Source organism: Agrobacterium sp. 22-214-1 (genome assembly GCF_053522465.1).
Genome location: NZ_JBNWCK010000010.1, coordinates 91,725 through 107,614 on the forward strand (window position 1 = coordinate 91,725; position 15,890 = coordinate 107,614).

Annotated in this window: 13 protein-coding genes and 1 tRNA gene; 5 read left to right on the plus strand and 9 right to left on the minus strand. The window is 58.0% G+C overall.

Annotated features, from left to right (window positions below; translation table 11 throughout):
- Position 1: 1 nt before the first annotated feature.
- Positions 2 to 1,807: an ABC transporter ATP-binding protein gene (locus ACQZ5G_RS24025; protein ID WP_448737856.1), complete on the plus strand. Its 1,806-nt coding sequence runs from the start codon at positions 2 to 4 to the stop codon at positions 1,805 to 1,807.
- A gap of 269 nt (positions 1,808 to 2,076) precedes the next feature.
- Here ACQZ5G_RS24025 and ACQZ5G_RS24030 read toward each other — a convergent pair whose 3' ends face one another.
- The 6 genes from ACQZ5G_RS24030 to cpdR all read right to left on the minus strand — a co-directional run bounded on the left by ACQZ5G_RS24030 (position 2,077) and on the right by cpdR (position 8,350).
- Positions 2,077 to 3,687, minus strand: a complete 1,611-nt coding sequence (locus ACQZ5G_RS24030; protein WP_448737857.1) for an ABC transporter ATP-binding protein — start codon at positions 3,685 to 3,687, stop codon at positions 2,077 to 2,079.
- A gap of 1 nt (position 3,688) precedes the next feature.
- Positions 3,689 to 4,819 (minus strand): ABC transporter permease, encoded by a 1,131-nt coding sequence (locus ACQZ5G_RS24035; protein WP_059758035.1) that lies wholly within the window; start codon positions 4,817 to 4,819, stop codon positions 3,689 to 3,691.
- Positions 4,812 to 5,735: an oligopeptide ABC transporter permease OppB gene (oppB, locus tag ACQZ5G_RS24040; RefSeq protein ID WP_448737858.1), complete on the minus strand. Its 924-nt coding sequence runs from the start codon at positions 5,733 to 5,735 to the stop codon at positions 4,812 to 4,814. Before oppB ends, ACQZ5G_RS24035 begins: the two co-directional genes overlap by 8 nt.
- Positions 5,736 to 5,789: 54 nt before the next feature.
- Complete coding sequence (locus ACQZ5G_RS24045; protein WP_078052177.1) at positions 5,790 to 7,385, minus strand: peptide ABC transporter substrate-binding protein; 1,596 nt, start codon at positions 7,383 to 7,385, stop codon at positions 5,790 to 5,792.
- A gap of 446 nt (positions 7,386 to 7,831) precedes the next feature.
- Positions 7,832 to 7,906: transfer RNA gene (locus tag ACQZ5G_RS24050), tRNA-Val, on the minus strand.
- A gap of 81 nt (positions 7,907 to 7,987) precedes the next feature.
- Complete coding sequence (cpdR, locus tag ACQZ5G_RS24055) at positions 7,988 to 8,350, minus strand: cell cycle two-component system response regulator CpdR (RefSeq protein WP_003497910.1); 363 nt, start codon at positions 8,348 to 8,350, stop codon at positions 7,988 to 7,990.
- 182 nt (positions 8,351 to 8,532) lie between these two features.
- Between cpdR and ACQZ5G_RS24060 the strand changes: the two genes are divergently transcribed.
- Positions 8,533 to 9,417: an N-formylglutamate amidohydrolase gene (locus ACQZ5G_RS24060; protein ID WP_425645791.1), complete on the plus strand. Its 885-nt coding sequence runs from the start codon at positions 8,533 to 8,535 to the stop codon at positions 9,415 to 9,417.
- Between the two features lie 319 nt (positions 9,418 to 9,736).
- Positions 9,737 to 10,513, plus strand: coding sequence for a histidinol-phosphatase (hisN, locus tag ACQZ5G_RS24065; RefSeq protein ID WP_448737859.1), 777 nt, complete (start codon positions 9,737 to 9,739; stop codon positions 10,511 to 10,513).
- Between the two features lie 21 nt (positions 10,514 to 10,534).
- Here the strand turns inward: hisN and ACQZ5G_RS24070 are convergent, their stop codons facing one another.
- Positions 10,535 to 11,476, minus strand: a complete 942-nt coding sequence (locus ACQZ5G_RS24070) for an alpha/beta fold hydrolase (protein WP_448737860.1) — start codon at positions 11,474 to 11,476, stop codon at positions 10,535 to 10,537.
- A 379-nt stretch (positions 11,477 to 11,855) separates the two neighbouring features.
- On the opposite strand from ACQZ5G_RS24070, the gene hspL reads away from it, so the two are divergent.
- Positions 11,856 to 12,338, plus strand: coding sequence for a heat shock protein HspL (gene hspL, locus ACQZ5G_RS24075; RefSeq protein WP_003519731.1), 483 nt, complete (start codon positions 11,856 to 11,858; stop codon positions 12,336 to 12,338).
- A gap of 66 nt (positions 12,339 to 12,404) precedes the next feature.
- Here hspL and ACQZ5G_RS24080 read toward each other — a convergent pair whose 3' ends face one another.
- A complete protein-coding gene (locus ACQZ5G_RS24080) occupies positions 12,405 to 13,424 on the minus strand; it encodes a bile acid:sodium symporter family protein (RefSeq protein WP_031233554.1) in 1,020 nt (339 codons plus the stop codon).
- A gap of 98 nt (positions 13,425 to 13,522) precedes the next feature.
- On the opposite strand from ACQZ5G_RS24080, the gene ACQZ5G_RS24085 reads away from it, so the two are divergent.
- Entirely contained in the window at positions 13,523 to 14,383 is an 861-nt protein-coding gene (locus tag ACQZ5G_RS24085) for a LysR family transcriptional regulator (protein WP_003519733.1), read from the plus strand.
- 5 nt (positions 14,384 to 14,388) lie between these two features.
- Here the strand turns inward: ACQZ5G_RS24085 and glpK are convergent, their stop codons facing one another.
- Positions 14,389 to 15,888 carry a glycerol kinase GlpK gene (gene glpK / locus ACQZ5G_RS24090; protein ID WP_448737901.1) on the minus strand — a complete coding sequence of 500 codons (1,500 nt, stop codon included), beginning with the start codon at positions 15,886 to 15,888 and terminating at the stop codon, positions 14,389 to 14,391.
- Positions 15,889 to 15,890 lie beyond the last annotated feature (2 nt).

Sequence of the window (15,890 nt, forward strand, 5' to 3'; positions counted from 1 at the left end):
CATGACCAATCCAATTCTTTCGATTTCCAATCTCAACACGGCCTTCCGCGTCGGTGGCGAGTGGCGCAATGTCGTGCATGATGTCAGCTTCGATATCGCGCCGAAGGAAACCGTCGCCGTTGTCGGTGAATCCGGTTCGGGCAAGAGCGTCACGGCGATGTCGATCATGCGGCTTCTGTCGCCGGGCAATTCACGCGTGGCCGGAAGGATCGAGTTCGAGGGCAAGGATCTTCTGACGATCCCGCTTGAAGACATGCAGAAAATCCGCGGCAATCGCATTGGCATGATCTTTCAGGAGCCGATGACTTCGCTCAACCCGGTGCTGAAGATCGGTGCGCAGATCACCGAGGTCCTGCGCCAGCACCGCGGCATGACGGAAACCGAAGCTCAGGCGGAAGCCGTGCGGCTTCTGGAAAAGGTCCGCATTCCCTCGGCAAAGTCGCGCCTTAACGAATATCCGATGAATTTTTCGGGCGGCATGCGCCAGCGTGTCGTTATCGCGATTGCGCTTGCCTGTGATCCAAAGCTGCTGATCGCCGACGAACCGACGACGGCGCTCGATGTGACCATCCAGGCCCAGATCCTCGAACTCATCAAGACACTGCAGGAAGAGGAAGGCATGTCCGTTCTCTTCATCACCCATGACATGGGCGTTGTTGCGGAAATATCCGACCGTACGGTGGTGATGTATCGTGGCGAACAGGTTGAGACCGGCACGACGCATGATCTCTTTGCCGGCGCCAAACATCCCTATACCCGCGCGCTGTTGTCGGCAGTACCACAGCTTGGCTCGATGACCGGCAAGGATCGCCCGTTGCGGTTCCCGCAGGTGGACATGGCAACCGGGGAGATTCAGCCGGTCAAGCCGACCGAGGATACGGTCAAGCGCGATCACCCACCGATCCTCAAGGTCGACAACCTGATTACGCGCTTTCCGATCCGGAAGGGCTTCCTGCGCAAGACCGTCGGCTGCATCCACGCGGTCGAAGGCGTATCGCTGGAACTGCGTCAGGGGGAAACCCTGTCGCTGGTCGGCGAATCCGGTTGCGGCAAATCTACCACCGGCCGCTCGATCATTCGGCTTACCGATGCGGTATCCGGTGAAGTGCAGATTGGCGGCAAGAATGTACTCACGGCCGGCAAGAGTGATCTCGCCGATATCCGCCGCGAAGCGCAGATGATCTTCCAGGACCCGTTCGAAAGCCTCAATCCGCGCATCCGCGTCGGCCAGGCGATCGCCGAGCCGATGATCACCCATGGTCTGGCGCCAGCTTCGCAAGCGCGTCAGCGCGTGGGTGACCTTCTGGAACGTGTCGGCCTTTCCGCTTCGATGGCGGACCGCTTCCCGCACGAATTTTCCGGCGGCCAGCGTCAACGCGTCTGTATCGCCCGCGCCCTGGCGCTGGAGCCGAAGCTCCTGATTGCCGACGAGTCGGTGTCTGCGCTCGATGTCTCGGTCAAGGCACAGGTCATCAATCTGATGCTCGACCTTCAGGAAAAATACGGCCTCGGCTATCTCTTCATCAGCCATGACATGGCGGTTGTAGAGCGCATCAGCCACCGCGTCGCCGTGATGTATCTCGGAGAGATCGTCGAAATTGGCCCGCGTCAGGCCGTCTTCGAAAACCCGCAGCACGAATATACCAAGCGGCTGATGGCGGCGGTCCCGATTGCCGATCCCTCGCGCCGACAGACACGCCGTATCTCCAATGACGAGATCAAAAGCCCGTTCCGCGCTGCCGATTATGTGCCGCCGAAGCGGACCTATGAAGAAGCCGGCGAAGGTCACTTCGTTCAGATCGCTTAGGGAAACCGCGTCATGATCATCACCTCCGTCGACGTACAGGAACACAACGGCAGCCGGCGATTGTTTCGTCGCCGTGCTTGCGCGGCTTGCCGCTCAAGGCGGCGATGCGGCGCTGACATGCTCGCGAAAAGGCAGTCAGAGCAGTATTCCCGAGCGGCGGGTTACGGATTCCGTCGAAAATAGGTGCAACTAGCCTGGCCGCATGACGTTGCCGCTCTTTTTTCAAGTGGTTCAGGGCCAGAGAAGGCCTGCCACGGCCGTGCTATAATCTATGGTGCCGCTTCCACTGAAAAAGCAGATTTGATGAGTGTTTCGGTATATTCAGCCGTCGGACTGTTGAATATGGCATCCGTTTCTCCTTCCTCCACAATCTTCCCGTTTCTCATGACGATGACGTAATCCGAAATCGCCTTGATGACAGAAAGGTCGTGGCTGATGAAGATGTAAGAAAGGCCATGCGTCTTCTGCAAATCACGCAGTAGATCGATAACTTGTCCCTGAACGGATCGGTCCAGTGCGGATGTCGGTTCGTCGAGAATGACGACATCCGGTTTGAGGATGATCGCGCGGGCGATTGCGATACGCTGACGTTGTCCGCCCGAGAACTCGTGAGGGTAACGGTTGCGAGCGGCGGGATCGAGACCGACTTCTTTCAGTGCTTCTATTGCCCGCTTGTCCCGTTCCGCTCGGCTCAGCCGTTGCTCATGCACAAACAGGCCTTCCGTGATGATCTCTCCGACCGTCTGTCTTGGCGAAAGCGAGCCATAGGGGTCCTGGAACACAAGCTGCAGACGCCGCCGCAATGGCCGCATTGCCTTCCGATCAAGTCCAGTAATTTCCCTCCCGCCGAAGAAAATGCGGCCATCTGCCACAATTAGACGCAGAAGCGCACGACCGAGCGTGGACTTGCCTGATCCGGACTCACCGACGATGCCTATGGTCTGTCCCTGGTGGAGGTTGACATTGACGCCGTCGACGGCTCGGAACCTACGAGACTTCGACAAGAAGCCACCAGGAATTGTATAATCGATCGTCACGCCCTGGCCGGAGAGCACGACCGGCGCCTCTGCACTAATTGCCGGCTTGTGTCCGCTGGGTTCCGCATCGAGAAGCATCCTGGTGTAATCCGCCTGCGGGCGATCGAAGATATCTTCCGTCGTACCGGCCTCGACAATCTCCCCACGGCGCATGACAGCCACACGATTGGCAAAATGGCGAACCACGCCAAGATCATGTGTGATCAGGACGATGGCCATGCCGAAGCGTTGTTGCAACGACTTCAGAAGGTCGAGGATTTGCGCCTGGATCGTCACGTCAAGCGCAGTGGTCGGCTCATCCGCAATCAGAATATCCGGTTCATTCGCGAGAGCCATGGCGATCATGACGCGCTGGCGCTGGCCACCGGAAAGTTCGTGGGGATAGCTGTCTATACGCCGCTCCGGATCGGGAATTCCCACGAGCTTCAGGAGTTCGAGAACGCGGGCGCGCGCCTCTTTTTTGCTGCCGCCCCTGTGGTGGAGGATCGGTTCGGCGATTTGCGCGCCGATCCTATAGAGAGGATCGAGCGAGGTCATCGGCTCCTGGAAAATCATGGTGATTTTCGCACCCCGGATATTGTTCAGCTCGCCGACCGGCAGACCGATCAGCTCTCGTCCGCGATATTTTGCCGAGCCTTCAATAACGCCGTTGGATGCCAGCAGCCCCATGATGCCCATCATGGTCTGGCTTTTGCCGGAACCGGATTCTCCGACGACGGCAAGCGTTTCACCCTGCTTGACGTCAAGATCGATGCCCTTGACGGCTTTCACCGTGCCATCCGGCGTTGTGAAATCGACCTTGAGATTACGGACGGTGAGGATGGTTTCAGATGTCGTATTCATGTCAACGATCCTTGGGATCGAGTGCATCGCGCAACCCGTCGCCCACAAAATTGAGCGAAAACAGGGTCAGTACGAAGAAGATCGCCGGAAATATCAGGAGCCAGGGGGCCGATTGGATATTGTTGGCACCTTCGGAAATCAGCGCACCCCAGCTCGTGAGCGGCGCCTGCACGCCAAGACCGAGGAAGGAGAGGAAGCTTTCCAGAAGAATGACTTTGGGTACGACGACCGTGACGAACACGACGACGGGCCCGATCGTATTCGGGATGATGTGACGGCGGATGATCTGCCAGTCGCTCAAACCCAAAGCCTGTGCGGCGCCCACAAATTCCCGCCGTTTCAGGGCAAGCGTCTGACCGCGGACGATACGCGCCATATCCAGCCATTCCACCGCACCGATGACCAGAAAGATCAGGATGAAGCTGCGGCCGAAAAAGACCACCAGAACGACCACCAGAAAGACAAAAGGCAGCGAATAGAGGATTTCGACGAAACGCATCATGACATTATCGACACGCCCACCGATATACCCCGCAGTTGCGCCGTAAAGCACGCCGATTCCGAGCGAAACGAGGCTGGCGAGAACGCCGACGGCGATTGAGATTTGCCCACCCAGCATCACGCGCGCCAGCATGTCGCGACCGTTCGAATCCGTGCCGAAGAAGAAGTACTCGCGGTTGACGTCGCCTTCCAGCTTCAGCGTTCGACCCTCATCTTCGGTGGCGACGACCTTTGTGTTTTCGAATTCGTTGGCGCGGTCGAAATAGCGTGTCGTGCGCGGGTCAATCGGGCTGCTGGAGGTGACGGTTGCCGTGAAGGTCTGCCCTTCGACGGAGAATTCCTTCAACTCCACGCGCGCCCGGCTGGCAACACCCTCCATCACGCCCTGAAGGTTGTTCACATCCGGGCGCGGCTCAAGGCTCGGCGGGACGGAGACATAGGACGAAAACACCTGATCGTAGGTATGTGTGAGGAAATGCGGACCGATGAACGAGAAAAGCGTGATCAGCAGCAGCATGACGGAACCTGCCATGGCGGCTTTGTTTCGTTTGAAACGCAGGGCTGCCAGCTGGAACAGGCTTCGGCTTTTTACCAATGGTTGAGGGGCAATATTGCCGGGGATATCAGTCATGTCTGACCCTCGGATCCAGCAGGCCGTAGAGAATATCGACCACGAGATTGAACAGGATGACAAAAATGGCGACGAGAACGACGGTTCCCATGACCAGGGTGTAGTCACGATTGATCGCACCAAGAACGAAGTAGCGGCCGACACCCGGAATAGTGAAGATCGTCTCGATGACCGCCGAACCCGTCAACAATGCTGCGGCGCAGGGAGCCAGATAGGAAACGACCGGAAGCATCGCCGCGCGCATGGCGTGGAATACCACCACGTTGCGCGCCGGAAGGCCATAAGCCTTGGCGGTGCGAATGTGGTCCATCCGCAAAGCCTCGATCATTGCACCGCGTGTCAGACGCGCGATGACCGCAAGCTGCGGCAAAGCGAGCGCGATCATTGGAAGGATGAGATATCGCAGCGATCCGTCGCCCCAGCTGCCGGCGGGCAGAAGACCGAGTATGACGGCAAAGACAAGCGTGAGAACGGGTGCGACAACGAAGTTCGGCACGGTAACGCCAACCGTCGAAATCGACATGATCGAAAAATCGAAGACACTATTCTGCCTGAGCGCAGCCAGAGTACCGGCAAGAACGCCGCCCACCAGCGCCAGCAAAAGAGCATAGCTGCCGAGTTCCAGCGAATAAGGCAGACCCTTGCCGATCAATTGCGCGACGGTATTGTCCTTGTAGACGTAACTCGGACCGAAATCGCCGGTGACGGCATTGCCGAGATAGATGAGATACTGGCGCCACAATGGTTCATCCAGATGATAGGTTCTCATCAGGTTTTCCATCGTCTGCGGCGGCAGGGGACGTTCAAGATTGAACGGACCGCCCGGTGCGAAACGCATCAGGAAAAACGAAATCGTGACGACGATAAACAAAGTCGGCACCGCACTCGCCAAACGGCGCAGGATAAACGAGATCATGCTTTTTCGGACTCCGGCATGGCACGGTGGTGTGAGCCACCGTGCCGACGCTGCTTATTCGGAAACGCTCAGGAAGCGGCTGAGGTGTGCGTTGGCAGCATTGTCGACCCAACCCTTGACGCGGTTGGAAACCAGCCAGAGATCGGCCTGCGTCAGAAGCGGAACAACCGGCTGTTCCTTCATGAGGATGGTTTCTGCCTCATGCAGCAGCTTGGAGCGAGCGGCAGGATCCTTCTCGTCGTAAGACTTCTGCATCAGCGCGTCGTATTCGGCGTTGTTGAACTTGGAATAGTTGAAGGTCTTGTTGGAAGATACCGAAAGCGCCAGGAAGTTTTCGGCATCCGCATAGTCGGCAACCCAACCGGCACGCGCCACATTGAATTTGCCGCCTTCCTGAAGGTAGCCATAGTGCGAGGCGACGTCGAGGTTCACCAGCGACACCTTCGCGCCGAAGGTGTTCTTCCACATATCAGCGATAGCCGTCGCGACGCGTTCATGGTTCGGGTTGGTGTTGTAACGGATTTCGATGGAAAGCGGCTTGCCACCCTCACCGTAACCAGCGTCCTTCATGAGCTTGAGGGCTTCGTCTTCACGATCAAGCTGAGACAGCGTGGCAAAGTCGGCCTTTGCCGGCTCTTTGTAGGAATCCATGCCCGGAGGAACCATGGAATAGGCCGGAATCTGAGAACCGCTATAGATTTCCTTGGCAAGGAAATCGCGGTCTACTGCCATGGAGAGCGCCTGGCGGACACGGACGTCATTATACGGCGCTTCGCGGGTATCGAAGGTGTAGTAATAGGTGGCAAGCGTCGGCGAAACGTGAACCTGTTCGCCATAGGCCTTGCGCAGACGGTCAATCTGATCCGCGGAAAAGTTGTAGGCGAGGTCCATTTCCTTTGCTTCGAAACGACGAACGGATGCGGCCTGATCGTCGATCGGGTAGAAGATGACCTTGTCGATCTTGGTGTTGGATGCATCCCAGAAACTGGTGTTCTTGACGACCGTCAAACTGTCATTGGGAACATGCGCTTCGAGTTTATAGGCACCGTTCGAGACCATGACGCCGGGCTTTACGAAGTCGGTGCCATTCTTTTCGTAGCTTGCCTTGGAGATTGGCAGAGCCGCCTGGTGAGAAAGGAGTTCAAGGAAGAAAGGTGTCGGGCGCTCAAGTGTGATCTCAAGGGTCTTGTCATCCACCGCCTTGACGCCAAGCTGGTCAACCGGAACATCGCCCTTGTTGATCTTTTCGGCGTTCTTGATCGGGTAAAGGATATTTGCATATTTTGCGGCGGTCTTCGGATCTTCGACGCGCTGGTAGGAGAACACAAAATCTCCGGCCGTTACCGGCGTGCCATCCGACCATTTCGCATCCGCACGCAGTTTGAACGTGTAGACGGTACCATCCTCAGACAGTGTCCAGCTTTCCGCCGTACCAGGAACGATCTTGCCGGCGGCATCGTAAATGGTGAGACCTTCATAAAGGTCTTTCAGGATAAAGGCTTCGATGTTGATGGAGGTCTGTGCCTGATCGAGCGTCTGCGGTTCCCCGGCATTGCCGCGGTGTAGAACTGTTTCTGCAAGTGCAGAACTCGCCCCAATCAGAAGCGATCCTACCAGCAGAGTGGCGCGAGTTGTTGTTTTTATGGACATCGTTTCTCTCCCCGTGAAGATTTTGAGTCTACAAACAAGGCGATATTGCTCCGAAGCGCAACAACAATAAATTGTGAGTTGATGGGAAGCCGTGACCTCAGCAGACAAAGAAAACCGCCTAAATGGGACCTGTGATCGCTACAGATCGCGGTAAGCCGTCCCCGGTGTTGATGACCTAAAGCCGGTTCGAACGCCTGACTGGAAAGCGCCGTAACCTCGTCGATGCTCTTTCAATGCCCGGACTGTCGACAACTGATCTGAATACCCCAGAGCAGAAATCGGAACCCGGGGTCAATCTATCGTGAAAGACCTGCGCGATACGAACGTTATCTCCGAACTGCGTGGCGTCGAAGACGGTAAGGCAGATGCAAGTGTCACTCGCTGGGGGCCACTATGCAAAAAGGCCCTGCGATCTCTCGCAAGGCCTTGATACTCAAGAATTCGGATGGTGGGCGTGACAGGGATTGAACCTGTGACCCCTACGATGTCAACGTAGTGCTCTCCCGCTGAGCTACACGCCCTCCGTGGCGGCGGATAGACCACAAAACCGGTTCATGCGTCAACTGCTTTTTTTCGGTTTTGTGAAGGTTTTTTGAGAGGCCTTACGCCACAAGGAGTTTGTTGACCTCATCCACCAGATCGCGCAGATGGAACGGCTTGGAAAGCACCTTGGCGTCCTTCGGGGCCTTCGAATCGGCATTCAGCGCAACGGCTGCAAAGCCGGTAATGAACATGACTTTCAGGTCCGGGTCGAGTTCGGTCGCGCGCCGTGCAAGCTCGATGCCGTCCATTTCGGGCATGACGATATCGGTCAGCAGAAGCGAAAAGGGCTCTTCGCGAAGCCGGTCATAGGCGCTGGCGCCATTGTCGAAGGAAGAAACCTTGTAACCGGCTTTTTCCAGCGCCTTGACGAGGAAGCGGCGCATATCGTTGTCGTCTTCAGCGAGAAGAATTTTCTGATTCATCATAAGTGACCGTAACTACTCAATGTTTGGAATACCCTAGCCCGATTATAGGATTTTCACGGTAAATATCCTGTGAACGCGTGAATCGGTATAGCGCTGATTGGGCGATAGTATGGACTTGCCGCGCCGTAACTGGCAACATGAACATCCTGATAGTTTTGCGACATGGTAAATGACCCTGAATGGACTGGATAACGGGTGAATATGAGCTGTTCGAAGTAACGGAACCTGCCGTTCAAACCCTGCCATTCGTCTATAATTCCCCCCATAGCGGCCGCTGCTACCCGATTTCCTTCCTGGAATCGGCAAGGCTCGATTCGCATGAGATCCGCCGCTCCGAAGATCACTTCGTCGACGAGTTGTTCGCGGCGGCACCGGAGATCGGCGCGCCGCTTCTCAAAGCGAATTTCCCGCGCGCCTATCTGGACGTCAATCGCGAGCCCTACGAACTCGATCCCCGCATGTTCGAAGGCACGCTTCCGCCTTATGCCAATATCGGCTCCATGCGGGTCGCCGGCGGTCTGGGAACGGTGCCGCGCATCGTCGCCGAGAATATGGATATTTATGCCCACCGCCTGCCGGTCGACGAGGCGCTTTCGCGGATCGAGACGATCTACAAGCCCTATCATGCCTGCCTGCGCCGCCTGCTGTCTCGCACCCACGCCAATTTCGGAATGGCGGTGCTGATCGACTGCCATTCCATGCCGGGCAATATCCGCGTTGCCGGTTCGAATCTCAGGCCGGATGTAATCATCGGCGATCGCTACGGCACCAGCGCATCCCAGGAAGTCTCCCGCGCCGCGCTGCATTTTCTTGAGGAACTGGGTTTCGTCGCGGTCTGCAACAAACCCTATGCCGGCGGCTTCATCACCGAACATTATGGCCGGCCCATCCGCTCTCTCCATGCGCTGCAGATCGAGGTCAACCGGGCACTTTACGTGGACGAAAAGACGCTTTTGAAAAAAGCCGATTTTCCCGCCATTCAGGCGTCGCTTGAAATCTTCATACGTCAGCTCGGCGCCTTCGTTTCCGAATACGCGATAGAAACGTCGCTCGCTGCCGAATAGCAGCTCGAATTATCCGCTATTTCAATCTTTTATCCCGGATCGTCTGGTGGCCCGCCGGACAAAAAAAACCGCGCCTTGGCGCGGTCAAGTCTAGGGAGGAAACACCCAAGGAGGGTATTTACAGTCAAAGACTGTAGGATCACGCTACGCAGTAATTGCACAATTGTCAATCATTTTATTTTATGCATATTTTTTAGGCTTATGCTGAAAATATGGAAACACCGGCGCCTTCATTCGTATGAGTGGACGGCGGATGCGATTCCGGTCTATGCATTGCCCCATAGAATTCAGACCCAATATTCAGGCAATGAGGTTTCGCATGCTGCCCGACCGGGATTTCTTCTTCAAACTTGCCGATGCCGCCAGCGCTGAAACGCTTCCCCGCTTCCGCACGGGCATTGCCGTCGCCAACAAGCAGGATGGCGGCTACGATCCGGTGACGGAAGGCGATCAGGCAGCAGAAACAGCCATTCGCGCCCTGATCGAGGCATGTTTTCCGCAGCATGGCATTCTGGGCGAAGAACACGGCAATATCGGTCTCGACCGCGAGCATATCTGGGTCATCGACCCGATCGATGGCACCCGCGCTTTCATTTCCGGCGTGCCGGTCTGGGGCACGCTGATCGGCTTCCAGTCAGCCGGCCGCGCCGCCATGGGCATCATGGACCAGCCCTTCACCAAAGAGCGTTATTTCGCCGATGGCGAGGCCGCATGGTATTTCGGGCCGGATGGCGAGCGGAAAATCCGTACGCGCGACTGTGCTTCGCTGTCAGACGCGGTGCTGTTCACCACAAGCCCCCACATCTTCACCGCGGAAGAGAGGACCCTGTATGAAAAAGTGCAGGATCAGGTTCGCCTTTTCCGCTACGGCGTGGATTGTTACGCCTATTGCCTGCTTGCGGCCGGCCACGTCGATCTGGTGATCGAATCCGGCCTGAAGCCCTATGATGTCGGCGCGTTGATCCCTGTCATCGAACAGGCTGGCGGCATCATGACCACCTGGGATGGCGGGCGTCCGGAAAATGGCGGCCGCATTCTCGCAGCCGGCTCAAAGGCAGTGCACGAGCAGGCGCTCGCCATTCTCTCAAAACTCTGAGGCAGCCCGCTTAAGCGGCCATCACTCCGGCGCAAAAAAGGCGTCGATGGCCGCCAGCGCCTGTTTGCGGAAAACATCGCGCTCGTGCAGCAATTCGTGGCGCGCACCGGTGATCGGAAGAAGCTGCGCTGCCCGGAAATTGCGTGAGAGTTCCTCCTGCGCCTTATAGGGCGTGATGGTATCCAGCATCGGCGCCAGAATGAGGGTCGGAATGGTGATATTCGTCAGATGGTCCTGACGGACCACCCGTCCCATGGTCTTCAGCGCCTCATAGACCCAGCGCGCCGTCGGCGCACCGATGAAAAGTTCCGGAAACTGCCTGTGCAGCGAAAGATTTCTTTTAAAACGTCTGGCGTCCGAGGTGAGCGGATTACCGTCGAAATCCCGCTCCCGCTGATCCTTGCCGAGCTGCACCCGCCCAAGGCCAACGAGACTTAGAGCCGTCGCCACCACCCGAATGACGGATGATGGGACGGATTGCTGGCTGTCCAGCTCGATGAAGGGCGAACAAAGCGCCAGACGGTCGATCCGGTTCGACAGGCCGGGTGCGGCGGCAAGCGCTGCAAGCGCGCCGGTGGAGTGCGCGATCATGAAGAATGGCAGCCGCGTATCCGGCAACACCACCTGTTCGAGAAAAAGGCTGATATCACGCTGATAGTCGGAGAAGCGCCGCACATGCCCGGCACCCGGTTTTTTCAGCAATCTTTCGGAACCGCCCTGCCCGCGCGTATCGAAGGTCGCAACCCAGAAACCCATGGCGGTGAGATCGCGAACCGTTTCGAAATATTTCTCGATACATTCGTTCCTGCCATGCAGCAGAACCACGGTTCCGCGAGCCACCTGGCGGCTGGCGCGAAAGATCGCGTAGCGAAGCTGTTTGCCGCGATCGCCGGTAAAATATCCGACGGTATGGTTGCCGGGAACCGGGTTGTCTTCGCTCTCGCGCAATGTGGCTTCGATCATCGGTCTTTTCCGGCTTTTCTGCCTTTTCGGGATAGGTCGGCGGCGCGGGAAGGTCAAAGAAAAAATTGCCGGAACCGTCGGTTAAAGCAGTCGCGGTTCCGGCGAATAAGACAGAAGAAGAAGGGACGTTATTGCTTCTGTCCACGGAGAATGTCTCCGATGACCGATGTTTTATGGCTCTCAAACTGAACGATGCCGGAACCTGACGTTCAGCCATGGTTCATGTTGCTTTCGCCTTTTCACGCCCCCTTGACGCAGCGGCAGGCCATTCCCATCTCATTCATGCGGTCGCCAAAACGGGACCGCGCCACATGTCCGGCCGTCGCCAGAACGGGACGCCGGGCTTAACCGCAAACAGTCGCTTCTTAAGGAGGACACCATGCGTCACGTTGATTTTTCCCCCCTCTATCGTTCCACCGTCGGCTTCGACCGTCTTTTTTCGATGCTTGACGGCCTCGGCCAGCCCGAACAGGCGCAGTCCTATCCGCCCTACAATATCGAGCGGACCGGCGAAAACACCTATCGCATCACCATGGCCGTTGCCGGTTTCGACGAGAACGAACTCAGCATCGAATCCCGCGCCAATGCGCTGACCGTGAAAGCCGAGAAATCCGCGGACGAGAAATCCACGGAAGGCGAGTTTCTCTATCGCGGCATTGCCACGCGCGCTTTCGAACGCCGCTTCCAGCTTGCCGACCATGTCGAGGTCCAGACCGCTTCCCTGAAGAACGGCCTGCTCCACATCGATCTCGTCCGCAATATTCCGGAAGCCATGAAACCGCGCCGCATCGCGATCTCGTCCGACAGCGCCGATGCGCCGAAGACCATCGAAGCCCAGATTTCGCCGGCTCAGGTCAACTAAGCTTTCCTTACATGCAAAACGAACGGCCCCTTCATGGGGCCGTTTTATTTGCGGAGAACCCTCGCGTCAGCGGCTGGAAGCGGCCGCACCTTCCGTGGCAACCGGTTCCGGCATCGCCGCTTTTTCATGGGCCTTGCGCGCGTAACGTTGAGCCAGAACCGCGCAGACCATCAGCTGAATCTGGTGGAAAAGCATGATCGGCAAGACGATTGCGCCGATGCTCTGGCCCGCGAAGATGGCACCCGCCATGGGCACGCCGCTGGCGAGGCTCTTTTTCGAGCCGCAAAAAGTGATGGTGATTTCATCGGCCTTGTCGAAACCCAGCAAACGGCTGCCGAACATCGTCACGCACAGGACAAGCGCCAGCAGCAGGATATTGATGACGATGACCACGCCGATATCCCTGAGCGAAAATGTGTGCCAGATGCCTTCGATGACCGCATCGGAAAAAGCCAGATAAACGACCATCAGGATGGAGCCGCGATCGACCGGAGCCAGCAATTTCTTGCGCGCCCTGATCCAGTCGCCGATCCACGGCTGCAGCACCTGACCGACGATGAAGGGCAAAAGCAGCTGCAGGAAGATTTGCAGGAACGCATCCAGCGAAAATCCACCGCCATGGCCGCCCACCGTAAACAGCAGGCCGACCAGCAGCGGGGTCAGGAACATGCCGAAAATATTCGAAGCCGAGGCCGAACAGATCGCAGCCGGCACGTTTCCGCCCGCCATGGAGGTGAATGCAATGGAGGACTGCACGGTGGATGGCAGGACGCAGAGGAACAACACGCCCATATAAAGCGGCGCAGGCAGAATATTCTCGGGAATGAAGCCAATCGCCACGCCGAGCAGCGGGAACAGGCCGAAGGTGACGAGAAGGATCGCCAGATGCAGTCGCCAGTGCAGGATACCGGCAATCACCACATCCCGGGAAAGCCGCGCGCCGTGGAGGAAGAACAACAACGCGATCGCGAGTTTTGTCGCCAGCCCGAAATACTCCGCCGGCTCGCCGCTGATCGGCAAAATGGAGGCCAAAATCACGGTGGCGACCAGCATCATGGTGAAGCGATCAGGTAGGAAGCGGGTCATGGGAGATCTTTCCGGCATCGGTTTTGCTTGAAACGCGCGCTACTATCGCTCATCATGAATTCCGATGCAAAGATTAACAGTTATCGCGATTCAGGATAATGCTGAACCTTCAACATCTTGCGAGCTTCGTGATGCTTCAGCAGACCGGCAGCTTCACGCTGGCGGCCGAACGGCTGGGGATTGGCCAGTCCACTGTCAGCCAGCATATTCAAAGGCTTGAAGCCGCACTTGGCCGCCGGCTGATCGCGCGCAGCACCCATCAGGTGAAACTGACGGGTGAAGGTGAGGCGCTGCTGGGTTATGCCCGCAATATGCTGGAAATCGACAGCAAGGTGTCGTCGCTGTTCAGCGAGAACCGTCTGCGCGGGCGGTTGAGGCTTGGCGTTTCGGAAGATTTCGTCGCCAGCCGGCTGACCGCCATTCTGGAAGAGTTCATCCGCCTTTATCCCCTCGTGGATCTGGAACTGACGGTTTCGCTGAGCGGCGTGCTTTACCAGATGCAGGATAATGGCGAACTGGATGTGGTGCTCGCCAAACGCCGTCTCGGCGACAAGCTCGGGCACTTTCTCTACCGCGAACCGCTCGTGTGGCTGGCGCGCGACCCGGAGCGGATGCTGAACCAGCCGGATGCCCTGCCGCTGATTGCCTTTCCGCCGCCGAGCATCACCCGAAAAGCGGCGCAGGAGGCGCTCGACCGGGCCGGTCTCGCCTGGCGGATCGTCTGCACCTGCGGCAGTCTCAGCGGGCTGACCGCCGCGGCAAGAGCGGGCATGGGCATTCTGGTGCAGCCGCGCAGCATGGCGCCGGCAGGCCTGAAGGAGATTGCCGCAGGCGTGCTACCGCCGCTGGAGGACGTGGAATTCGTGCTTCAGCCGAGCAAGGGTGCGGATGCGAAGCTGGTGCGCGCCCTTTCCGATCTCGTTTCCAGCAAGAGCATCGCACCCGGCAGTTTCGTATAGTCTGTTCAATTCTCTCGTCGCGACAGGCAGCGGCCGACACTGTCGCGCCAGCCGGCAATGGCGTCTTTCCGTTTAGCCTCTTCCATTGCGGGGCTGAAACGGCGGTCACGCCGCCAATGTTCAGCAAAGGCCTTGCGATCCGGCCAGATGCCGGCGCGCGAGGCGGCAAGCCAGGCCGCCCCGAGAATGGTCGTTTCCAGGAAGACCGGCCGGTCGACCGGTGCCGCAAGAATATCCGCCAGCCGTTGCATGGTCCAATCGGAAGCGACCATGCCGCCATCGACCCGGAGCACCGTCTTGCCATTGTCACCCGCCCAGTCCTTGCGCATCGCGTCTAGCAGGTCGAAGGTCTGATAGGCGACGCTTTCCAGCGCCGCGCGGGCGAATTCCGCCGGACCGGTGCCACGCGTCAGCCCGAAAATAGCGCCACGCGCTTCCGCGTCCCAATAGGGTGCGCCAAGGCCGGTGAAGGCCGGAACCAGATAGACACGCTGATTGGCGTCAGCCTTTTCCGCAAGCGCGCTGACCTCGGAAGCGACCGAGATGAAACCAAGCTCATCGCGCAGCCATTGCACGGCGGCACCGGCAATGAAGATGGAGCCTTCCAGCGCATAGGTGGTGACGCCGTCGAGACGGTAAGCGATGGTTGTCAGCAGCCGGTTGGTGGAGGCGACGCGATCCGTGCCGGTATTGAGCAACGCAAAGCAGCCCGTGCCATAGGTGGATTTCATCATGCCCGGCTCGAAGCAGGCATTGCCGATCACCGCTGCCTGCTGGTCGCCGGCGACGCCAAGGATCGGAATTTCCGCACCCAACAGCGATTTATCCGTCACGCCGAAATCGGCGGCGCAATCCAGCACCTCCGGCAGCATGGCGCGGGGAATGTCGAGGATAGACAGGAGTTCATCGTCCCATGTATTTTCCTCGATATTGTAGATCAGCGTTCGCGAGGCATTGGTGGCGTCGGTCACATGGCGACGGCCGCCGGTGAGTCGATAGATCAGGAAACTGTCGACCGTGCCAAAGCAGATTTCGCCCTTCACGGCTTTTTCGCGAAGGCCGCTGACACTATCGAGAAGCCATTTCAGCTTCGTGCCGGAAAAATAGGGATCGAGCAGCAGTCCGGTCTTTTTCGAAAAGAGCGGCTCCAACCCCCTTTTTTTCAGATCCTCGCAGACGGGCGCGGCGCGACGATCCTGCCAGACCACGGCCCGATGCACGGCCTCGCCCGTGTTCCGGTCCCACAGCACCGTCGTTTCGCGCTGGTTGGTAATGCCTATCGCCTCGATATCGGAGGCGGCGATGCCGGCATCGGCAAGCGCCAGCCGGATGGTTTCGAGCACGCTTTTCCAGATATCCTCGGCATCGTGTTCGACCCAGCCGGAGGCCGGAAAATGTTGCGGAAATTCTCGCTGTCCGACACCGATGACCCGCATGTCGCGATCAAAGACCATCGACCGTGTCGATGTCGTTCCCTGATCGATCGCCAGAATATAACCGCCCATCA